Raw genomic sequence first — 19,320 nt, forward strand, 5'->3', positions numbered from 1 at the left:
CCATTCTAGCCCGCGGCGGATGCCGGTGCCAAGCCTGAACGGTCGAGGATCGGGTCCAGCACGGGGGCCAGTTCTCCGCGCCGCCAGCCGGACAGCGCGGCGGGCCACTGGCCGGATTCCTGCAGCGCTTCCAGATAGCGGCGCGAGGCCAGCACGCCGTCGGGCAGGCCGAGCTCCAGGCTGCGTGCCGCCACCGCGTCCTGCAGGCGCTTGAGCCGGGCCTTGTCGCCGTCGGTGGCGTTGCGGGCGACCGGCATTGATGCCTCATCGTCCAGCGGCGTTTCCAGGGCCTGCCAGATCGCGTCGGCCAGTTTGCGCGGGGCCTTCGGCTGCGTGTCGAACAGGCGGAGCAGGGCGCCCTTGTCCACGGGCGGTGTGCGGGCCAGGGCCACCGCCAGTTCGTTGTCCAGGATCCAGCTGCGAGGCTTGTCGTTTGCGCGGGCCTGCGTTTCGCGCCAACGCAGCAGGCGCACCAGCCGCCGCTGCGCCTCGACGTCGAGGAACTGCGCGCTGCGCATCGACAGGTGCGGCCAGCGTTCACCGTCATCATGCGCGGCGTTCTCGACGAAGCGCGCACAGTCCTCTTCCACCCAGCCCTGACGACCCGCAGCGGCCAGTTCGGCCTGCAGCATGTCGTGCACGGCGAACAGGTAGCGCACATCGTCGGCCGCGTAGTGCAGCTGCGCGTCGCTCAGCGGGCGACGCAGCCAGTCCGAGCGCGTCTCGCCCTTGGGCAGCGCGATGCCGGTGACGCGTTCCACCAGCTTCTGGTAGCCGATGCCGGCGGCCACGCCGGCGATGGCCGCAGCGATCTGGGTGTCGAACAGCGGCGTCGGCAACGCATCGCAGGCCACCTTGAACGCCACCAGATCCTCGCTGGCGCTGTGCATGACCTTGGTGATCGTGGTGTCCAGCAGCCACGGCCGCAGCGCGTCGGTCATGCCGGGCGCGAGCGGGTCGACCAGCAGCACGTCGTCCTCGATGGCGATCTGCACCAGGGCGAGCTGCGGCCAGAAGGTGCGCTCGCGGACGAACTCCGTATCCAGGCCGATCCGCGTCGGCCGGCGTTGCAGGTGCGCGTCCAGCGCGGCGGGGGTGTTGATCCAGTGGGGCACGTCTTCTCCGCGTGATGCGTCGTTTGCTCAGTCAGGCGACAATAACCTAAGGTCCCGGCTCAGCCGGTAAGGTCTGCCGGTCATGTCGGCCGGCATTCTCTCATGGGGGCCGGAGGCTCCCATCACGGAGGGTGTTTGCGCGCGATCCTCGCCGCCTTGTTGTTGTCGCTGCCGTGGCTCGCCGGTTGTTCGCGCGATGCCGCGCATCCGGACGGCGCGGACGATGGCGCCGATGCGATCCGCATGCCCAGCGTCACCGTCAGCGGCGACGACAGTGCCGTCGACGAATTGAACTGGCGTTCGCCCGCCGTTGAGCTGGCGTCCGAGGGCGCCGCGGACGCGCGCCAGCGTGCGGCGGAGGCGCTGTCCGAGGGGCGCCTGTTGGATGGCCCCGACGATGCGATTCCGCTCTATCTCGCGCTGCTGCGCCTCGATGCCACCGATGCGCGCGCGAAGACGGGCCTGGGTCGTAGCCTGGATCGTCTGCTGGACCAGGGCGCGCAGGCCTTGCGGCATGCCCAGGACCGGACCGAGTCGCTGCGCCGCGCGCGCCAGATCGCCGCCGTCGCCCGCACCGTGGCGCCGGGCGATCCCGCCGTCACCGCGTATCTCGCGCGCGTCGACGAAGCCGACCAGCTCACGCGACTGAATCTGGCCGCCGAGCGCGCCCTGCGCGAAGGGCGTCTGGGCGAAGGCGGCGGCGGCGCGCTGGCGGGCTTCCGCGAGGTACTGAAATGGAAACCCGGGCAGGCGCGCGCGATGCAGGGCGTGGCGGCGGTCGAGAGCGCCATGATCCGGCGGGCCGAGGACGCCGCGGTTGCCAGCGATTTCGAGACAGCGCGGACATGGCTGGACCACGCGGCCAAGGTCCGCGAAGACGCGCAGACCGTGGCCGATGCGCGCGTGCGCGTGGAAGCGATCCGCCTGGCGCGCATCGTCGAACTGCGCGATGCCGGCGTACGCGACATGGCCACGCCGTTGGGCCTGAAGGACGCCCGCATCAAGCTGACCGAAGTGTTGCGCATCGCCGAGCCCGGTAACCGCGTGGCGGCCGACTTCCGCCAGCGCATCGACCTGGCCACCTACTACGGCCAGTTCCGCCCGGGGCAGGCGTTCACCGATGCGCTGCATTACGGTGGGCGTGGCCCGGAAATGGTGGTCGTGCCCCATGGCGGCTTCCTGATGGGCGCCGCCGACGACGAGAACGGCGCGGCCGATGCCGAGAAGCCGGCGCACTACGTGCGCTTCGATCGCGGTTTCGCGATGGCGCGGCACGCGGTGACGGTCGGCGAATTCCGCCGTTTCGTCGAGGCCACGCAGTACCGTCCGCGCGCGACGCGCCGCGGACATTCGATCGTGTACGACGAACGCAGCGGCAACTTCGTGCGGCGCAGCGGCGTGGACTGGCGCTCCGACTACGCCGGCCAGCCGGCCAGCGACAACATGCCGGTGCTACACGTCAGCGTGTACGACGCCGAGGCCTATGCGGAATGGCTGGCCGGGCAGACCGGCCACGGCTATCGCCTGCCCAGCGAGGCCGAATACGAGTACGCCCTGCGCGCCGGCGAACAGGGCCGCTACCCCTGGGGCAACGGCCAGCCGCCACGCGGCGTCGCCAACCTCACCGGCGGCAACGACCGCTCGCCCAGCGGGCGGACTTGGAACAACGCCTTCGTCGGCTACGGCGACGGGTACTGGGGGCCGGCACCGGTGGGCAAGTTCCGCGCCAATGCCTTCGGCCTGAAGGACCTGGAGGGCAACACCAGCGAATGGGTCGGCGACTGCTGGCACGCCAGCTACCGGCGCGCGCCGGCCGACGGCGCCGCATGGTTCAATCCCGGCTGCCGGTCGCGGGTGGTGCGCGGTGGCTCGTGGGCCAGTTCCCCGGCCCAGGCGCGGGCCGCATGGCGTTCGTCCTCGGATTCGGATATGACTAATGCGCGGGTGGGCTTCCGCGTCGTACGCGGCATCTAGCCGCCAGGGAGAGGGGCATGAGGCAAGATCCTAACGGGCGTTCGCAGTACGGTCAGGGCGGCGGGCGTCGTGGCGGCGGACTGGGCAACCTGCGCTGGCTCATCCTGCTGGGCTTCCTGATCTACGGTGGCTGCTATTACTTCAGCAACCGCGTGGTCGATCCCTACAGCGGCGAGAAGGTGCTGATCGACAACTCCATCGGTGTGGAGGAAGAGAAGGCGCTCGGGCTGCAGGCCTATCAGGAGATCCTGTCGCAGGAGCGGCCGGTCGATCCGAATTCGCAGATCGCGCAACAGGTGCGCACGATCGCGCAACGCCTGATCGCCAAGATCCCCGAGGTGGAGGCGGCGATCGCGCAGGAGAAGGGCACCCAGCCGAGCGGCAACTGGAAGACCTTCGAGTGGGACGTCAACGTCATCCAGTCCGACCAGGCCAACGCGTTCTGCCTGCCCGGCGGCAAGATGGCCGTCTACACCGGACTGATTCCGGTGGCGGAGAACGCCGATGCCGTCGCCGTGGTGATGGGCCACGAGATCGCCCACGCTTTGCTGCGCCACGGCGCACAGCGCATGTCGCAGCAGAAGCTCACCCAGATCGGCCAGATGGCCGGCGCGATGAGCGGCATGGATCCGCAGCAGCAACAGATGGTCATGGCGGCGATGGGCTATGGGTACCTGCTGCCTTACGCGCGCGAGCACGAGACGCAGGCCGATGAAGTCGGCCTGATGCTGGCCGCCGCGGCCTGCTTCAACCCGGAAGAAGCCGTCCCGCTGTGGCAGCGCATGAGCGAGGCCAGCGGCGGGCAGGCGCCCCCGGAGTTCTCGTCCACCCATCCCAACCCCGGCACGCGCATCCAGAACCTCACCGCGCTGATGCCGAAGGCCAAGGAATATCGGCAGAGGTTCTGCCCGCAGGGCGCCGCACGGTGACGCGGTGGCTCCCGCGAATCGAGGGCGCGCGGCCGGTCTGGACGCGCTTGCCCCTTCCTGCGTAGAGCGAACCTCATGCCCCGCATCATCCCCATGCAACCCGTCCGGCATCTGCCGCGTGCGATCCTGTTCTACGAGAAGCTCGGCTTCACCGTCGAAGACCGGCGCGACGATTGGGGCTGGGCGAAGCTGCGCTGGGGCGAGTGCCGGGTGATGCTGGACCAGTCGATCAACGCGCATGCGGATGCGCCGCGTGGCGCGGTGCTGTACCTGTATCCGGACGACCTGGTCGCCTTCCACCGGCAGGCGCGCGACAACGGGCTGGACGTGCCCGACCTGGACGACACGTTCTATGGCATGCGCGAGTTCCGCATCGACGACCCGGATGGCAACCGCCTCTGGATCGGCCAAGCCGCGACGGCCTAGTGCATCGGGCACACCGGGACGCATCGACGGTGCTTCTGTCTCACCTTCATCGACAGCGATGGCATTCCGAACGCCATCGAGGGGGCTCGGCGCGCTCTCTTCTCACATGGAAGGCCAATGATCGGGCTCGGAACGCCAGGGGATGGCTTTCGGAATCCCATCGATCGCGTTCCGTGCTCCTTGCCCGGCACTTTTAAGCCCATCGCCGGGTTTAAACGTGCCATCGATGGCGTTGAATGTGCCGCCCATGGGTTCCGGAAAGCCATCTGCCTCAAAGTAAATCCCATCGATCGCGTCCGGATTGCGATGGGATGGCACTCGGAAAGCCATCGATCGCGCTTCGGGCTCGATGTTCGGCACTCCGGGCCTTGCACGAGGGATTGCGAGGGCGATCGATGGCGTCCGGAAGGCCATCTCGTGCGCGCGGACGCGACGCCGCTGACCGCTGGCGTGAGGTGACTGCGTTGGAGAGAGAAGCCGGTCGCTCCCGGGCGCCGGTCTCCCTCCCTCACATGGAACCCTGCCCATGGCCGTACAGCGCGACCGTCCCTATGCCGGAATGAACTTCCACGTCGACCTCGGCCTGGGCGATGGACCCGACGCCGGAGTGTCGGAGGTGCTGTTCCCCGCGGCGCGGCTGCAGCTCAACGAGTACCGCAACGGCAACGACAGGGTGCCGGAGACCACGAAGCTGTCCACGCTGACGCACTACGACAACCTGGTGCTGCGGCGGGGCGTGATCGGTTCGCTGTCGTGGTACCAGTGGTGGAACGAGGCGCGCAACGGCGGCGACGCCCGGCGCACCCTCACGGTCACGCTGCTTGACGAGCAGGGCAACCCGGCGATGAGCTGGCGCTTCCTGCGCGCCCGGCCGGCGGGTTACCTGACCTCGCCGCTGGATGCGACGGAGGCGGATACGGTGTTCGAAACGCTGGAGATTGCGTTCGACCGCTTCGAGGTGGAGTAGCCGTCAATCCCACGGACCGCGCGGTGTGTCGCGGACGTACTCCGGCACGTAGCCGATCGCCAGGCCGAGCAGAGCGCAACCGACGGCGATCGCGGCGGACGAAGGCTCCTTGCCAGCGACGTGGAACAGACCTGCGCCGACGCCGATGCCCGGCAGCAGCGGAACGATCAGGCGGGGTCGGGTGAGCAGATCCCCGAAGATCCACGCAAGCGGATTCATGGCCTGCTCCCGACGATCGACGCCGGGAGCATCGCGCGGGCGTCAGAGCTTGCTGAAAAGCGTCGCGGCCACCAGCAGGCCGAAGCCGGCGACGACCAGCCAGAACGCGTGCGGCGCGAGCACCGGCACATAGCCGAACTTCGCGGCGATGCCGCCACCGCCGAGCAGCAGCGCGATCAGCCAGACGCCGAAGGTGGGAGGAGTGAGTTTCATCGGGAGTCCTTGGTCGTGTTGTGGAGCGCCGGACGACGGTGCTCAGAAGCTCATGAACAGTCCGCCGTTGACGGGCAGGTTGGCGCCGGTGATGTAACCGGCATCGTCGGCGGTGAGGAAGGCCACCGCGCGGGCGATGTCGTCCGGTTGGCCGATGCGGCCGACCGGCACTGCGGCGACGGTGCGGTCGCGGACGTCCTGGGGCATGGCGCGCGTCATCGGCGTCTCCACATAGCCGGGCGAGACGCTGTTGACGGTGACACCCTTGCGCGCGACCTCGCGCGCCAGCGACATCGTGAAGCCATGCAGGCCGGCTTTCGCTGCGGCGTAATTCACCTGGCCGAAGTTGCCGGTCTGCCCGCTGACCGAACTGATGTTGACGATGCGGCCGAAGCCGCGCGCCTGCATGCCGTCGACGGTGTGGCGGCAGAGATTGAAGACGCTGTCCAGATTCACCCCGATCACTGCGTCCCACTGCGCCTTGTCCATCTTGCGCAGGGTCGCGTCGCGGGTGATGCCGGCGTTGTTGACCAGGATGTCGAGCGCGCCGTGGCGCGCCTCGACGTCCTGCACGAAGGCGGCGCAGGCGTCGAAGTCGGCCACGTCGACGGTGGCGGTGTCAATGTCGAGCGATGCGGTCTGTGCGCGGAAGTGGTCCAGCCGCTCGGGCGAAGCGGGCAGGTCGGCGGCGACCACCTTGCGGCCGGCGCGGGCCAGGGCCTGGCAGATCGCCAGTCCCAGCCCACCCATGCCGCCGGTCACCACGGCGATGCGTTGCGTCATGCGGAATTCCTGATGTCGCGGCTCAAAAAAAGGCCCGCGCAACGGGGCGCGGGCCGGGTTTCACTACAGGGAATATCAACGCGCGCGCGTTTTCGGCGTCTCGCGCGGGGTTTCCTTCGGCTTGACCGTGGTCGGACGGCCCATGCCACCGGTGAGGTTGCGCTGGAATTCCTGCCACAGCTCCATGTTGCGCTCGGTGAGCTGGTTCATCATGGTCCACGGCGTCTGGCCGAGCAGGTTGCCCATCTGGCTGCGGAACTGCTGCTGCTGTTCCATGAACAGCTGCATGCTGCGCTCCAGGTAGTTGCCCATGAAGCCCTGCAGCGAATCGCCGTAGAAACGGATGATCTGGCTGAGCAGCTGCGTGGACAGCACCGGCTCGCCATCCTGCTCCTGCTCGCTGATGATCTGCAGCAGCACGGTGCGGGTCAGGTCGTTGCCGGTCTTGGCATCACGGACCTCGAAATCCTCGCCATCGACGATCAGCTGGCGGACGTCCTCGATGGTGATGTAGCTGGAGATCTCGGTGTCGTACAGGCGACGGTTGGGGTACTTCTTGATGATGCGGATCGCAGCCATTGAGTCTTCGCTCTAAACGCGTATGACGGCAGCATGACGCAGCGCAACAGCCCTTGCAACAGGCCACGAGGCAGGGACGCCCTGTTCAGCAAGCGAAATTGCTGCGCAGCATCGGAACGGACGACGCCCCTTGCGGGGCGTCGGAAAAGGCGGTCTGCGCGGGCCGGTATCACCAGCCCATGTGGTGGCCGCCGTTGATGTCGAGGTTGGAGCCGGTGATCCACGCGGCCTGCTCGTCGACCAGGAACGCCACCGCGTACGCGATCTCCTCCGGCTTGCCGAGGCGGCCGGTGGGGATGTCCGCGGCGATCTTGGCGCGCACCTCTTCCGGCACCGCCATCACCATGTCGGTGGCCACGTAACCGGGCGACACCGTATTGACGGTGATGCCGAGCTTGGCGTTCTCGCGCGCCAGCGAAATGGTGAAACCGTGCATGCCGGCCTTCGCGGCGGCGTAGTTGGCCTGGCCGTACTGGCCCTTGAGGCCGTTGATCGAACTGATCTGGATGATGCGGCCCCATTTGCGGTCGCGCATGCCGTCGATCACCGGACGGGTCACGTTGAACACCGAGTTGAGGTTGGTGTTGATGACGTCGCCCCACTGCGTGGCCGACATCTTGTGGAAGGTGCCGTCGCGGGTGATGCCGGCGTTGTTCACCAGCACTTCGACCGGACCGAGCGTCTGTTCGACCTCTTTCACCATCGCCTGCGCCTCGTCGGGCGAGGTCACGTCGCCCTTCACCAACGCGATGTCGTAACCGTCGGCCTTCATCTGCGCCTGCCACGCGCGCGCCTTCTCTTCGTTGCGGTAGTTGGTGGCGACCTTGTGGCCCATGTCGGCCAGCTTCTTGCAGATGGCGGTACCGATACCTCCGGTGCCGCCGGTGACCAGGGCGACGCGCGATGTCATGTGGGGAATCTCCTTGGACCGTCCAAGCCGACGGCCAACCGATTCTAGACAGCGCCTGCGGCAGCATCGTTGTGCGCTGCAGCGAACGTCACTGACCTCACTTTTGGAAGGTTGTCGGGCAGGAATGCGCGCGTCATCGCCCGCAGCGCTGCATCGACCGTCGGTGCGTCCGCCACGACGGCGGGCCACTGGCCCAGCGTCTCCCAGGCGGCACGCAGCGCGGGCAGCGGGGCGTCGTCGTCGACCGGCAGGGCGGCCATCGACTTGGACAGTTTCTCGCCCGCGGCGTCGACGACCAGGGGCAGGTGCAGATAGTGCGGCGTCGGTACGCCCAGCGCACCCTGCAGCAGGATCTGGCGGGGCGTGGAATCGAGCAGGTCGGCGCCGCGCACGATGTCGGTGATGCCCTGGGCGGCATCGTCCACCACCACGGCGAGCTGGTAGGCCCAGAAGCCGTCGGCACGCCGCAGCACCACGTCGCCCACCTCGCGGTCCACGGCCTGCACGCACTCGCCCTGCAGCCCATCGTGGAACGCGACACGCGTCCCGTCCGCAACGCGCAGGCGCACGGCCGGCGGCCGCGTGCGGTCGCTGGCCACGCAAGCGCGATGGATGCCGCCGACGGCGGCCAGGTCGCTGCGGCTGCAGCGGCATTCGAAAGCGCTGCCGTCATCGAGCAGGCGGGCGAGCGCGTCGGCGTAGGCCTCGTGTCGCGCGCTCTGCCAGAGCACCGGTTCGTCGGAGACCAGGCCGAACGCGGCGAGTGTGGCCAACTGCTGCGGGGCCGCACCGGCTACCTCGCGCGGTGGATCGAGATCTTCCACCCTCACCAGCCACGTACCGTCGTGATGGCGCGCCAGCAGCCAGCTGCCCAGTGCGGCGACCAGCGAACCGAAATGCAGTCGTCCGGTGGGCGAAGGCGCGAAGCGGCCGCGGTACGGGGAGGGAACGGGGGTGCTCATTCGTCACAAAGGAAGAAAGCTGAACCATGTGGTCAGGAAGCCGCTTGAATTCGAGCGGGCCCAGCCGCAATTCTGCGGCGTCGACGCCCACTTTTGCACGACCCTCTGGAGATCCGAACCGTGTTCACGCGTGTTGCCCTGTTCCTTGCCACCAACTTCGCGGTACTCGTACTGGCGGGTATCGTCATGTCCCTCCTGGGGGTCAACCCGAACCAGATGGGCGGCCTGCTGGTGTTCGCGGCGATCTTCGGTTTCGGTGGCTCCCTGATCTCGCTGCTGACCTCCAAGTGGATGGCCAAGCGCGCCACCGGTGCCGTCGTCATCGAACAGCCGCGCAACGATGCCGAACGCTGGCTGGTCGCCACCGTGCAGCGCCAGGCGCAGGCCGCCGGCATCGGCATGCCCGAAGTCGCCGTCTACGACGCGCCGGAGATCAATGCCTTCGCCACCGGCGCCAACCGCAACAATGCGCTGGTGGCGGTATCGACCGGCCTGCTGCGTTCGATGACGCAGGACGAAGCGGAGGCCGTGCTCGGCCATGAGGTCGCCCACGTCGCCAATGGCGACATGGTGACGATGGCGCTGCTGCAGGGCGTGCTGAACACCTTCGTCATCGTGCTCGCGCGCGTGGTCGGCGGCATCGTCGACAACTTCCTGTCCGGCAACCGCGAGGGCGGCGGCCGCGGGTTCGGCTACTACATCATCGTGATGGCGCTGGAAGTGGTGTTCGGCCTGTTCGCCACGATGATCGCCATGTGGTTCTCGCGTCGCCGCGAATTCCGCGCCGACCATGGCGGTGCGACGCTGGCCGGTCGCCAGAAGATGATCGCCGCGCTCGAGCGCCTCAACCAGCAGCAGCGTCCGAGCACGCTGCCGGCGCAGGTGGAAGCCTTCGGCATCGCCGGCGGCATCGGCCAGGGCATGAAGAAGCTGTTCCTGAGCCATCCGCCGCTGGAAGACCGCATCGCCGCGCTGCGCGCGCAGCAGGGCACGTTCGCCTGATCGCGCTGCTCGTGCAGAGAACGGAAAACCCGCCGAAAGGCGGGTTTTCTTTTTCCGCGCCTCCAACGGCAGGAGGGCGACCACAGAAACCAGCGGGCGATCAGCTGAAGTCGTAGTTCATCGCCGGGCCCGGCGCGGCCAGGAAGTTGCCCTCCACGTAGTCGACGTTGGCGGTGAACAGGAACGCCATGGTCGCCGCGTCCTGCACATGTTCGGCCACGGTAAGGATGCCCAGCGCCTGCGCACGCTCGGCGATCTCGCGGATCTTCTGCTGGTGCTCGGCGTTCTTGCCCAGGTCCTCGCTGAAGACGCGGTCGATCTTGAGAAACGTGGGCTGGAAGTGCGACAGCAGCTGGAACGAATCCAGGCCGGCACCGAAGTGCTCCAGTCCCACCTGGCAGCCGAGCTTGGCGGCGGCCGACTGGAAGGCCTGCGCCTGCCGCAGATGGGTGAAGACCTTGGCTTCGGGCGTCTGCAGCCACAGCCGGTCGCCGGGTACGTTGTGCTCGGCGAGTCGCTTGGCGATCAAGTCCAGCAGGCGGTTGTCGGCGAAGGAGGCAGGGCTGACCTTCACCACCAGGCGGGTGTCGCGGCCGGTGCGCTTGCGCTCGGCGAGCACCTCGATGGCCCGGTTCACCACCCAGCGGTCGATGGCATCGAGCAGGCCGTTCTCTTCCGCGATGCCGATGAACGACTGCGGCGGGACGACTTCGCCGTTGGACTCGAGCCGCAGCAGGGCTTCGTACACCTCGCCGGGTTCGCCCTGCAGGTTCACCACCGGCTGGTAGTGCAGGTGGAAGCTGCCGTCCTGCAGCGCCTCCTGCAGACGCTTGATCCAGTTCTGCACGCGCTCTTCCTCGGCGCGGTCCACGGCGCCGGGGTCGAAGATCTCGATGCGGTTGCCGCCCAGGTTGGTCGCGGTCTGCAGGCCGTCCGTGGCCCGCGTCAGCACCGGGCCGACGCTGGCGATCTTCTCGCCGATCTGCACGCCGCCGATGCTGGCGGTGACCGAGGCCGAACGCTCGCCGACATTGAACACGTGCGAGGCGTAGGACGCGCGCAGCTTCTCGGCCAGCGCCGCGGTCTGCGCGTGGTTGCCGCGCAGCAGGACGGCGAACGTGCGCTCGCCGAAGCGGGCGGCGATCGTGCCCTCGTCGAGTTTCTCGGACAGGCGCGCCGCCAGGGCGGCGGCCAGCGCGTCGGCCGAGTCGATGCCGATGTCCTGCAGCAGGCGCTGGTAGTGGTCGGGTTCGAGCAGCAGCAGGGCGTACTGGTCTTCGCCTCGGGCCACCTGGGCCACCGCGTTCTCCAGTTCGCGCAGGAAGGTGGGGCGATTCAGCAGGCCGGTGACCATGTCGCGCTGGCGCAGGTCTTCGACCTCGCGGGCGAGTTCGGGATCGAACTCCTCGCGGCGGCGGAATACCACCTGCACGCAGGCTTCGCCTTCGTAGGTCGCGGTCGCGAATTCCAGCGTGGCGGGGAAACTGTCCCCGTCGATGCTGCGGGCTTCCAGTTCGAAGCGCGGCGGCGGCGGTTCGCCCTTGCTGATCTTCTTCAGCAGGGCCTTGAAGTCGGTGACGTACTGCGGGCCCACCAGGTCGAGCAGCGACAGGCCTTCGACATCCTCGAACGATTCGAAGCCGAACATCTCCAGGTAGGCGTCGTTGGCGCGGATGTGCATGCCTTCGTGGATGTAGGCGATCGGGTCACGCGAGGACGAGATCAGCGCATCGCAGCGGCGCTCGGTCTCGCGCATCTGGCCTTCCAGCCGGCGCTGCGAACGGCGCGAGTCCAGGTCCGCCCATTCGCGGCGCAGGACCGTCAGCACGTGCTCCGGGCGGCCCCGCAACGCGATGGCGCGTGCGCCGGCCGCCTGGTCGGCGAGCAGGTCGGCTTCGCTGATCGCATCGGCCAGCACGATCACCGGAATGTCCTTGCCGCTGGCGTCGACCTGGCCCAGCACGGTCGCCAGCGGGATGCCCTTCGCGGTACGCGAGGCGAGCAGCAGGTCCATCGGCTGCGCGGCGACCATCTGGCCGAGTTCGGCGGCGTCGATCGGGCGCAGGGGGCGCACGGCAATGCCTCCGTTGCGCAGCGTGGAGACGATGGCTTCCGCGTCCTCGGCGCTGTCGTCCACCAGGGTCAGTCGTAGCGTGGTGTCTTTGCCGATCTGCATGCAGCGTGTCCGCGAGGGGTGCGCGTTTAATACCTGAACACGTGAGATGAGTCCAATGCAGCCGTCGCAGATGCGTGCACGGCCTGCCGCCGTGGCGTCAGAGCGGGCGCTTGCCGGTGTCGCCGGCGACTTCCCGCACCAGGCGCGGCACCAGGTAGCCGGAGAGGCGGGCGGCGAGGGCCGCATGCAGCGCCTTCGCCCGGCCGTCGTCGACCTCGAAATGGGCCGCGCCGGCGACCCGGTCGAGCTGATGCAGGTAATACGGCAGCACGCCGGCCGCGAAACCCCGTTCGCTGAGGGCGGCCAAGGCATCGACGTCATCGTTGACGCCGCGCAGCAGCACCGCCTGGTTGAGCAGGTGCACGCCGGCCCCGCGCAGGCGTCGAAGCGCGGCATCGACCGCGCCGTCGAACTCGTTGGCGTGGTTGGCGTGGACCACCAATGTCACCGGCCAGGGCAGGCCGGACAGCCAGGCCAGCAGACCGTCGTCGACGCGCTCGGGCAGCACCACCGGCAGGCGACTGTGGATGCGCAGCCGGCGCAGGTGCGGAATGCCGGCCAGCGCGTCGGTCAGCTCGGCGAGCTTGCCGTTGGACAACGACAGCGGATCACCGCCGGAGAGCAGGACTTCCTCGATGCTGTCATCTTTGCGGATCAGGTCCACCGCCTCGCGCCAGCCATCGCGCGCGGCGGTTTCGTCGGAATAGGGGAAGTGGCGACGGAAGCAGTAACGGCAGTTGATCGCGCAGCTGCCGGTCGCCACCAGCAAGGCGCGCCCCCGGTACTTCTGGATGACGCCGGTCCCCGTTCGGGCGGCGCCATCGCCGACCGCGTCCAGGCCGTAGCCCGGGACCGGCTGCATTTCGTGGTCCAGCGGCAACACCTGGCGCAGCAGGGGATCGTGCGGATCCCCGTGCCGCATGCGGGCGACGAAGCCGCGCGGCACCCGCAGCGGGAACTGGGCCGCGGCCTGGTCGGACACCCGTTCCGCCAGCACTTCCAGCCCCAGCAGCGCCAGCAGCTCGCGCGGATCGCGCACGGCATCGCGCCAGGCCTGCTGCCAGCGGGGCGCGGCCAGCGGGGCGGGCTGTCTAGGTTCGGGGGCTGCGGTTATCATGTCGGGTCTGGAAACAAGCACCCGCCGGGTCCGGCGGGTCCCCACATTCTATCCGGCCGGCCGCCTCGCGCGGCGGGTACGCCTTACCCTCAGGAGCACACGCATGGCCAGTTACGGCATGAACGACGTCAAGAACGGGATGAAGATCCTGATCAACAACGAACCGGCGATCATCACCGACACGGAATACGTCAAGCCGGGCAAGGGCCAGGCGTTCACCCGCGTGAAGTACCGCCTGATCAAGAGCGGCCGCGTGCAGGAAATCACCATGAAGAGCACCGACTCGGTCGAGGCGGCGGACGTCGTGGATACCGACATGCAGTACCTGTATTCCGACGGCGAGTACTGGCACTTCATGCAGCAGGAGACCTTCGAGCAGGTGCAGGCCGACAAGGCCGGCATGGGCGGCGCCGAGAAGTGGCTGAAGGGCGAGGAAGACTGTGTGGTGACCCTGTGGAACGGCAACCCGATCCAGGTGACCCCGCCGAACTTCGTCGAGCTGCAGATCACCGAGACCGACCCGGGCGTGAAGGGTGATACCGCCGGTACGGGCGGCAAGCCGGCCACGCTGGAAACCGGCGCCGTCGTGCGCGTGCCGCTGTTCGTCGGCCAGGACGAAGTGATCAAGGTCGACACCCGTACCGGTGAATACGTCAGCCGCGTGAAGTGATGGGACAGCTCGCGCTCTACCTGGGCATCTGGGTGATCGGCGTGCTGATCGCCGGACTGGGCGTCATGCTGTGCTGGAACGCCACCCTGCCCAGGCTGTTCGCCGCCGTGCCCAGGCTGGGCTACGGCCGCGCGCTGGCGCTGATGCTGCTGTGCTGGCTGCTGTTCGGTGCCGGCGCCTTCGGCATCACCTACACCTTGGGCTTCGGGATCTGACCCTGCATGACCGACACTGCACCTGATACCTGCGACCTGTTGATCGAAGCCGGTTTCGTGGTGCCGGTCGTGCCGCACGGATTGGTGCTGGAAGACCACGCGGTCGCCGTCACCGGCGGCCGCATCGTCGCGATCCTGCCGGTGTCCGAGGCGCGCCAGCGCTTCGCGCCGCGGGAGACCGTCTCGCGTCCCGACGCGGCGCTGATTCCCGGCCTGGTCAACGCGCATACCCATAATCCGATGACGCTGCTGCGTGGGGTGGCCGACGACCTGCCGCTGAAGGTGTGGCTGCAGGAACATATCTGGCCGATCGAAGGCGCCGTGATCGGGCCGGACTTCGTCGCCGACGGCATCACCCTGGCGATCGCCGAGATGCTCCGCGGCGGCACCACCTGCGTCAACGAGAACTACTTCTTCCCCGACGTGCAGGCAGCGACCTACAAGCACCACGGTTTCCGTGCGCGCGTCGGTCTGCCGGTGATCGATTTCCCGACCGCCTGGGCGGCGTCGGACGACGAGTATTTCGAGAAGGCGGGCGAAGTGCACGATCAATGGCGCGACGACGCGCTGATCGCCACCGCGTTCGCACCGCATGCGCCGTATACGGTCAACGACGCCAACTTCGAACGCGTGCGCATGCTGTCCGACCAGCTCGATGTGCCGGTGCACCTGCACCTGCACGAGACCGCGCAGGAAGTGGAACAGTCGCTGGAGAAATACGGCCAGCGTCCGATCGCGCGGCTCGACCGGCTCGGCCTGGTCAACGACCGGCTGATCGCCATCCACATGACGCAGCTGACCGAGGCGGAGATCCACCTGTGCGTCGAACGCGGCGTCAGCGTGGTGCACTGCCCGGAGTCCAACCTCAAGCTGGCGTCAGGTTTCTGCCCGGCGTGCGCACTGGAGCGTGCGGGCGTGACGCTGGCCGTGGGCACCGACGGCTGCGCCAGCAACAACGACCTGGACATGTTCAGCGAAACCCGCACGGCGGCGCTGCTGGCCAAGGCGGTGGCGCAGGATGCCGCCGCGATCGACGCCTTCAGCGCCCTTCGCGCGGCCACGCTGGGCGGCGCGAAGGCGATCGGCTTCGACGACCGTATCGGTTCCATCGAGCCGGGCAAGGAGGCCGACCTGGTCTGCGTCGACCTGTCCGCACTGGAGACCCAGCCGCTGCACCATGTGGTGTCGCAACTGATCTATGCGACCGGACGGCAGCAGGTCAGCGACGTGTGGATCGCCGGCAAGGCCAAGCTGCTGCAGCGCGTGCTGGTGGAGATGGACATCGAGGGCGTGATCGCCAATGCGCGGCAGTGGCGCGAGCGGATCGCGGGTATCCGTCGCTGACAGGCCGGCGGTAGAGCCGAGCTTGCTCGGCTCCGCGGTAGCGGAAGTGCAGCACGGCAGCGGAGCAAGCTCCGCTCTACAATAGCCCGCATGACGACCACGACTTCGCCCCTCGACGACAACTTCAGCCAGGCCGAACTCGACAAGTTTGGCGCGCTGGCCAACCGCTGGTGGGACCCGGATGGCCCGCAGAAGGCGCTGCACGTGCTGAATCCGGTCCGCCTGCAGTACGTGCGCGACCGCGTGCGGTTGTCCGGCGCCACTGCGCTGGATGTCGGCTGCGGCGGCGGGCTGCTCAGCGAGGCGTTGGCGCGTGAAGGCGCGCAGGTCACCGCGATCGATCTGGCCCCGGAGCTGGTGAAGGTCGGCCGGCTGCACAAGCTGGAGTCGGGCGTACAGGTCGACTACCAGCTGCGCTCGGTCGAGTCGCTGGCCGAGGAGCGTCCCGGCAGTTTCGACGTGGTCACTTGCATGGAGATGCTGGAGCACGTGCCGGATCCGCTGTCGATCATCCGCGCCTGCCACACGCTGCTGAGGCCGGGCGGACAGCTGTTCCTGTCCACGCTGAATCGCACGCCGGCCGCGTTCGCACTGGCCATTGTCGGTGCCGAGTACATCGCGCGCCTGCTGCCCAAGGGCACGCACCACTACAAGGAATTCATCCGTCCTTCCGAACTGGCCGCCTGGCTGCGCGAGGCCGGATTCCAGCTGCAGGACGTCACCGGCCTGGCCTATGAGCCGTGGCGGCAACGCGCGCGGATGACCTCGCGCACCGACGTGAACTATCTCGCCAGTGCGGTGAAGCCGTGACGAACGGATTTCCCCGCGCCGCGCTGTTCGACTTGGACGGCACCTTGCTCGACAGCGCACCGGACATGCTGGCCACCGCCAATCGGATGCGCGCCGCGCATGGCATCGGCCCGATGACGCTGGACGTGCTGCGGCCGCACGTGTCGAAAGGCTCGCGCGCGATGCTGGCGGCGGCGTTTCCCGACATGGAGCAGGCGCCGCGCGAAGCGATGGTCGCCGAGTTCCTCGCGATCTATCAGGAAGAGCTCGGTCGCCACAGCGTGCTGTTCGACGGCGTTGCCGACATGCTGGATGCACTCGATACTGCGGGCAGTACCTGGGGCATCGTCACCAACAAGCCGGAGTACCTGGCACGGGACATCCTGCCGCAGCTGGGGTGGGAGACGCGTTGCGCGGTGCTGATCGGCGGCGACACGCTGGCCGAGAAGAAGCCGCATCCGCTGCCGCTGCAGGTCGCCGCCGAACGCATCGGCATCGCCATCGCCGACTGCGTCTACGTGGGCGACGACGAGCGCGACATCCAGGCCTCGCGCGCCGCCGGCATGCCGTCGATCGCGGCCCTGTGGGGTTACCGGCAGGCGCATGAGGATCCCGCGCAATGGAAGGCGGACGTCATGGTCGAGCTGCCGGCAGCGCTGATCGAGCCATCGACATGGCCCGCAACCCAGCGTGTTGTAGGAGCGACGTAAGTCGCGACCGCACGTCCACAGGTTTCCCTTCTACCGCCAGCACATCCGTAAACGTGCCGTCGTAGGTTCCCGAACGCACCGGCATCACGGTCGCGACTTACGTCGCTCCTACAGAGTTCCATTGCATGTCCGACTCCGCCGCCCTCGACAGCTTCCTGCAGAAATGGCGTGCGCGCTGGCCGGAATGGTCGGTGGCGGAGATCTTCGTCGCCCCCGCGCGCCGCGACCTCGCGGTCGCGTGGTTCGCGCTGCTGCAGGAATTCGACGATGTCCTGAACATCAGCGGCGATCCGCTGCCGGCGGACACCAAGCTGGCGTGGTGGAGCGAAGAACTGCGTGACTGGTCGAACCAGCGCTCGCGCCATCCGCTGGGACGCCGGCTGGAGCCGGTGCAGGCCCCGTGGGCGCCGCTGGCCGATGCGTTGCCGGCCCTGGTGGCCGCGCGCGAGCTGCCGGCCGACGGCAGCGAGGCCTTTGCGGCACTGTCGTGCTATGGCGCGGCTGTCGTGGCGGTGGAGACCGCGGTGTTGGGTCGTGCGCCGGAAGCGGATGCCGTCATCGCCCAGACGCTCGCTGCCCGCATGGCCGACATGGGGGTGGCTGCCGTGCCGGCCGCCTTCCGGCAGACGGACGACGCTTCCGCGGTAAGGGCGTGGGCATCCGATGTCCTGCACCGATGGCGGCCAGCGCAGCAGGGCGCCCGCGAGCGCCGCGTCCTCGCCGCTTATGCGCGGGGCAGGCTGCAGCGTCTGGCGCGTACGGGAACGCCCGCGCCGCTGCCGTCGCGCCCCACGCTGCTGTTCACCGGCTGGCGCGCAGCACGCGGCGACTAAGGCAGCGCATATCGTTGCGATAGCTGCAGAAGTCGCTCGTAACGGACTGTTTCATCTGGGGATTCAGGCCAAGGCGTACAATGCGCGGCATCCGCTCCCCCGTGCATGACCATGGCTCCCTCGCTTCCCGCGGCGCCCCGCGCCGATCTTCCCGATGTCGCCCACCAGCGCGTGCCGTTGGCGCGCCCCCTCGACTGGGTGGGCATGGAGAACATCGCGTTGCCGGTACGCATCGCCGACGGGCAGGGCGGGCAGCTTCAGGTCGCCGCCAGCATCGATCTGTCGGTGAACCTGGCCAACGCCGATGCGCGCGGCATCCACATGTCGCGCCTCTATCTGCAGCTGCAGGACGGACTGGCGCGCGAAGCGATCACGCCGGCCGGCCTGCGGCACCTCCTGCAGGACAGCGTCGCGTCGCAGTCCGGGCTGGCGACGAGTGCGCGCCTGAAGATCCGTTATGAAGCCCTTCTGCAGCGCAAGGCGCTGGAGAGCGATTACGCCGGCTGGAAGCGCTATCCGGTAGAGGTCGAAGCGACGCTGGTCGACGGCCATCTCGCCCTGGCGTTGTCGTTTGCGGTCGAGTATTCCAGCACGTGCCCTGCTTCTGCGGCGCTGTCCCGTCAGGCCAACGCCGAACGTTTCGCCCAGGATTTCGGCGCTTCGCCCGCGCCATCGGTCGATACCGTGCACGACTGGCTGGCCTCCGAGCGCGGCCTCGCCGCGACGCCGCATGCCCAGCGCAGCCGCGCCAGCGTGCGCGTGGAGTTGCGTCCGCAGTTCGACGAGCTCCCGCTGGTGCCGCTGGTGGATGCCATCGAAGCCGCGCTCGGTACGCCGGTGCAGACCGCCGTCAAGCGCGTCGACGAGCAGGCTTTTGCCCGTCTCAATGCCGAGAACCTGATGTTCTGCGAAGACGCCGCCCGCCGCGTCGCGTCCGTGCTTGCCACCGATGCGCGCGTTGCCAGGTACGACGCCACCGTCGCGCACTACGAAAGCCTGCATCCGCACGATGCCGTCGCCCGCGTGAGCGGCAGCAACGACTGAGATCAGGTCCGCGGGATGCGGGCTACGGTGTGGAATGTGGGAGCGACGTCAGTCGCGATCGGGCTGAGGATAAAGCTTCGCGACTTACGTCGCTCCCACAAGAGCAACGCGGGCTGCTTTCCGCGTTCGAGGACCAGCAGCGGATCGATCCTCACATCGAACCGCGCCCCCTGAAACCTGGCGCGTAAGGGTGCTCAAACGCGTCGCAACGCGCCCGGCTGGCAAACGGTCGGCGGTTACTTTCCGCGTTCGAGGACCAGCAGGGGATCGATCCTCACATCGAACCGCGCCCCCTGAAACCTGGCGCGTAAGGGTGCTCAAACGCGTCGCAACGCGCCCGGCT

22 protein-coding genes are annotated in these 19,320 nt (G+C 68.2%); 12 read left to right on the forward strand and 10 right to left on the reverse strand.

The window, feature by feature from the left end:
- Positions 1-5: 5 nt before the first annotated feature.
- Positions 6-1,115: a ribonuclease D gene (gene rnd, locus AC1Q5B_RS10840; RefSeq protein ID WP_492631669.1), complete on the reverse strand. Its 1,110-nt coding sequence runs from the start codon at positions 1,113-1,115 to the stop codon at positions 6-8.
- Between the two features lie 102 nt (positions 1,116-1,217).
- On the opposite strand from rnd, the gene AC1Q5B_RS10845 reads away from it, so the two are divergent.
- The 3 genes from AC1Q5B_RS10845 (at position 1,218) to AC1Q5B_RS10855 (ending at position 4,444) form a co-directional block, all read left to right on the forward strand.
- Positions 1,218-3,089, forward strand: a complete 1,872-nt coding sequence (locus AC1Q5B_RS10845) for a formylglycine-generating enzyme family protein (protein WP_492631670.1) — start codon at positions 1,218-1,220, stop codon at positions 3,087-3,089.
- A 17-nt stretch (positions 3,090-3,106) separates the two neighbouring features.
- Positions 3,107-4,018 carry a M48 family metallopeptidase gene (locus AC1Q5B_RS10850; RefSeq protein ID WP_492631671.1) on the forward strand — a complete coding sequence of 304 codons (912 nt, stop codon included), beginning with the start codon at positions 3,107-3,109 and terminating at the stop codon, positions 4,016-4,018.
- 93 nt (positions 4,019-4,111) lie between these two features.
- On the forward strand, positions 4,112-4,444 hold the full coding sequence (locus AC1Q5B_RS10855) for a VOC family protein (RefSeq protein ID WP_492631672.1): 333 nt from the start codon (positions 4,112-4,114) through the stop codon (positions 4,442-4,444).
- A gap of 102 nt (positions 4,445-4,546) precedes the next feature.
- Here the strand turns inward: AC1Q5B_RS10855 and AC1Q5B_RS10860 are convergent, their stop codons facing one another.
- Positions 4,547-4,804 carry a hypothetical protein gene (locus tag AC1Q5B_RS10860; protein ID WP_492631673.1) on the reverse strand — a complete coding sequence of 86 codons (258 nt, stop codon included), beginning with the start codon at positions 4,802-4,804 and terminating at the stop codon, positions 4,547-4,549.
- Positions 4,805-4,970: 166 nt separating this feature from the next.
- Here AC1Q5B_RS10860 and AC1Q5B_RS10865 point away from each other — a divergent pair, with 166 nt between their 5' ends.
- Entirely contained in the window at positions 4,971-5,411 is a 441-nt protein-coding gene (locus AC1Q5B_RS10865) for a phage tail protein (RefSeq protein WP_492631674.1), read from the forward strand.
- 3 nt (positions 5,412-5,414) lie between these two features.
- On the opposite strand, the gene AC1Q5B_RS10870 is transcribed toward AC1Q5B_RS10865, so the two are convergent.
- The 6 genes from AC1Q5B_RS10870 to gluQRS form a co-directional block, all read right to left on the reverse strand.
- Positions 5,415-5,630, reverse strand: a complete 216-nt coding sequence (locus AC1Q5B_RS10870) for a hypothetical protein (RefSeq protein WP_492631675.1) — start codon at positions 5,628-5,630, stop codon at positions 5,415-5,417.
- Positions 5,631-5,672: 42 nt separating this feature from the next.
- Positions 5,673-5,843 carry a hypothetical protein gene (locus AC1Q5B_RS10875; RefSeq protein WP_156383629.1) on the reverse strand — a complete coding sequence of 57 codons (171 nt, stop codon included), beginning with the start codon at positions 5,841-5,843 and terminating at the stop codon, positions 5,673-5,675.
- A 42-nt stretch (positions 5,844-5,885) separates the two neighbouring features.
- On the reverse strand, positions 5,886-6,626 hold the full coding sequence (gene phbB, locus AC1Q5B_RS10880) for an acetoacetyl-CoA reductase (protein WP_492631676.1): 741 nt from the start codon (positions 6,624-6,626) through the stop codon (positions 5,886-5,888).
- Between the two features lie 75 nt (positions 6,627-6,701).
- Complete coding sequence (phaR, locus tag AC1Q5B_RS10885) at positions 6,702-7,205, reverse strand: polyhydroxyalkanoate synthesis repressor PhaR (RefSeq protein WP_055942352.1); 504 nt, start codon at positions 7,203-7,205, stop codon at positions 6,702-6,704.
- 169 nt (positions 7,206-7,374) lie between these two features.
- The gene (locus AC1Q5B_RS10890; RefSeq protein ID WP_492631677.1) at positions 7,375-8,115 is read right to left on the reverse strand and encodes a beta-ketoacyl-ACP reductase; all 741 of its coding nucleotides are present in this window, start codon (positions 8,113-8,115) and stop codon (positions 7,375-7,377) included.
- A 44-nt stretch (positions 8,116-8,159) separates the two neighbouring features.
- Positions 8,160-9,077 (reverse strand): tRNA glutamyl-Q(34) synthetase GluQRS, encoded by a 918-nt coding sequence (gluQRS, locus tag AC1Q5B_RS10895; protein WP_492631678.1) that lies wholly within the window; start codon positions 9,075-9,077, stop codon positions 8,160-8,162.
- Positions 9,078-9,197: 120 nt separating this feature from the next.
- Between gluQRS and htpX the strand changes: the two genes are divergently transcribed.
- Positions 9,198-10,079, forward strand: coding sequence for a protease HtpX (htpX, locus tag AC1Q5B_RS10900; RefSeq protein WP_492631679.1), 882 nt, complete (start codon positions 9,198-9,200; stop codon positions 10,077-10,079).
- Between the two features lie 100 nt (positions 10,080-10,179).
- Here the strand turns inward: htpX and AC1Q5B_RS10905 are convergent, their stop codons facing one another.
- Positions 10,180-12,255, reverse strand: coding sequence for an EAL domain-containing protein (locus AC1Q5B_RS10905; protein ID WP_492631680.1), 2,076 nt, complete (start codon positions 12,253-12,255; stop codon positions 10,180-10,182).
- Between the two features lie 97 nt (positions 12,256-12,352).
- The gene (epmB, locus tag AC1Q5B_RS10910; RefSeq protein WP_492631681.1) at positions 12,353-13,372 is read right to left on the reverse strand and encodes an EF-P beta-lysylation protein EpmB; all 1,020 of its coding nucleotides are present in this window, start codon (positions 13,370-13,372) and stop codon (positions 12,353-12,355) included.
- Positions 13,373-13,475: 103 nt separating this feature from the next.
- On the opposite strand from epmB, the gene efp reads away from it, so the two are divergent.
- The 7 genes from efp to folE2 all read left to right on the forward strand — a co-directional run bounded on the left by efp (position 13,476) and on the right by folE2 (position 18,977).
- Positions 13,476-14,042: an elongation factor P gene (efp, locus tag AC1Q5B_RS10915; protein ID WP_492631682.1), complete on the forward strand. Its 567-nt coding sequence runs from the start codon at positions 13,476-13,478 to the stop codon at positions 14,040-14,042.
- Complete coding sequence (locus tag AC1Q5B_RS10920; RefSeq protein WP_492631683.1) at positions 14,042-14,257, forward strand: hypothetical protein; 216 nt, start codon at positions 14,042-14,044, stop codon at positions 14,255-14,257. The genes efp and AC1Q5B_RS10920 overlap by 1 nt, the downstream gene beginning before the upstream one ends.
- A gap of 6 nt (positions 14,258-14,263) precedes the next feature.
- Complete coding sequence (locus tag AC1Q5B_RS10925) at positions 14,264-15,601, forward strand: TRZ/ATZ family hydrolase (protein ID WP_492631684.1); 1,338 nt, start codon at positions 14,264-14,266, stop codon at positions 15,599-15,601.
- A gap of 90 nt (positions 15,602-15,691) precedes the next feature.
- The gene (gene ubiG, locus AC1Q5B_RS10930) at positions 15,692-16,411 is read left to right on the forward strand and encodes a bifunctional 2-polyprenyl-6-hydroxyphenol methylase/3-demethylubiquinol 3-O-methyltransferase UbiG (protein ID WP_492631685.1); all 720 of its coding nucleotides are present in this window, start codon (positions 15,692-15,694) and stop codon (positions 16,409-16,411) included.
- Positions 16,408-17,100 carry a phosphoglycolate phosphatase gene (locus AC1Q5B_RS10935; RefSeq protein WP_492631686.1) on the forward strand — a complete coding sequence of 231 codons (693 nt, stop codon included), beginning with the start codon at positions 16,408-16,410 and terminating at the stop codon, positions 17,098-17,100. Before ubiG ends, AC1Q5B_RS10935 begins: the two co-directional genes overlap by 4 nt.
- Positions 17,101-17,225: 125 nt before the next feature.
- Positions 17,226-17,933, forward strand: coding sequence for an isoprenoid biosynthesis enzyme family protein (locus tag AC1Q5B_RS10940; protein ID WP_492631687.1), 708 nt, complete (start codon positions 17,226-17,228; stop codon positions 17,931-17,933).
- A gap of 111 nt (positions 17,934-18,044) precedes the next feature.
- Positions 18,045-18,977 (forward strand): GTP cyclohydrolase FolE2, encoded by a 933-nt coding sequence (folE2, locus tag AC1Q5B_RS10945; RefSeq protein ID WP_492631688.1) that lies wholly within the window; start codon positions 18,045-18,047, stop codon positions 18,975-18,977.
- The last annotated feature ends 343 nt before the right edge of the window (positions 18,978-19,320 follow it).

Source organism: Pseudoxanthomonas sp. GW835-FHT14C01 (assembly GCF_058793715.1).

What these genes read in the sequence shown, in the direction of transcription:
- AC1Q5B_RS10850 (WP_492631671.1), top strand. Translation starts at nt 3,107, where the DNA reads ATGAGGCAAGATCCTAACGGGCGTTCGCAGTACGGTCAGGGCGGCGGG.
- AC1Q5B_RS10845 (WP_492631670.1), top strand. Translation starts at nt 1,218, where the DNA reads ATGGGGGCCGGAGGCTCCCATCACGGAGGGTGTTTGCGCGCGATCCTC.
- phbB (WP_492631676.1), bottom strand. Translation starts at nt 6,626, where the DNA reads ATGACGCAACGCATCGCCGTGGTGACCGGCGGCATGGGTGGGCTGGGA.
- AC1Q5B_RS10920 (WP_492631683.1), top strand. Translation starts at nt 14,042, where the DNA reads ATGGGACAGCTCGCGCTCTACCTGGGCATCTGGGTGATCGGCGTGCTG.
- AC1Q5B_RS10940 (WP_492631687.1), top strand. Translation starts at nt 17,226, where the DNA reads ATGTCCGACTCCGCCGCCCTCGACAGCTTCCTGCAGAAATGGCGTGCG.
- phaR (WP_055942352.1), bottom strand. Translation starts at nt 7,205, where the DNA reads ATGGCTGCGATCCGCATCATCAAGAAGTACCCCAACCGTCGCCTGTAC.
- AC1Q5B_RS10870 (WP_492631675.1), bottom strand. Translation starts at nt 5,630, where the DNA reads ATGAATCCGCTTGCGTGGATCTTCGGGGATCTGCTCACCCGACCCCGC.
- gluQRS (WP_492631678.1), bottom strand. Translation starts at nt 9,077, where the DNA reads ATGAGCACCCCCGTTCCCTCCCCGTACCGCGGCCGCTTCGCGCCTTCG.
- ubiG (WP_492631685.1), top strand. Translation starts at nt 15,692, where the DNA reads ATGACGACCACGACTTCGCCCCTCGACGACAACTTCAGCCAGGCCGAA.
- AC1Q5B_RS10890 (WP_492631677.1), bottom strand. Translation starts at nt 8,115, where the DNA reads ATGACATCGCGCGTCGCCCTGGTCACCGGCGGCACCGGAGGTATCGGT.
- AC1Q5B_RS10905 (WP_492631680.1), bottom strand. Translation starts at nt 12,255, where the DNA reads ATGCAGATCGGCAAAGACACCACGCTACGACTGACCCTGGTGGACGAC.
- efp (WP_492631682.1), top strand. Translation starts at nt 13,476, where the DNA reads ATGGCCAGTTACGGCATGAACGACGTCAAGAACGGGATGAAGATCCTG.
- AC1Q5B_RS10925 (WP_492631684.1), top strand. Translation starts at nt 14,264, where the DNA reads ATGACCGACACTGCACCTGATACCTGCGACCTGTTGATCGAAGCCGGT.
- folE2 (WP_492631688.1), top strand. Translation starts at nt 18,045, where the DNA reads ATGGCTCCCTCGCTTCCCGCGGCGCCCCGCGCCGATCTTCCCGATGTC.
- AC1Q5B_RS10875 (WP_156383629.1), bottom strand. Translation starts at nt 5,843, where the DNA reads ATGAAACTCACTCCTCCCACCTTCGGCGTCTGGCTGATCGCGCTGCTG.
- AC1Q5B_RS10865 (WP_492631674.1), top strand. Translation starts at nt 4,971, where the DNA reads ATGGCCGTACAGCGCGACCGTCCCTATGCCGGAATGAACTTCCACGTC.
- AC1Q5B_RS10855 (WP_492631672.1), top strand. Translation starts at nt 4,112, where the DNA reads ATGCAACCCGTCCGGCATCTGCCGCGTGCGATCCTGTTCTACGAGAAG.
- epmB (WP_492631681.1), bottom strand. Translation starts at nt 13,372, where the DNA reads ATGATAACCGCAGCCCCCGAACCTAGACAGCCCGCCCCGCTGGCCGCG.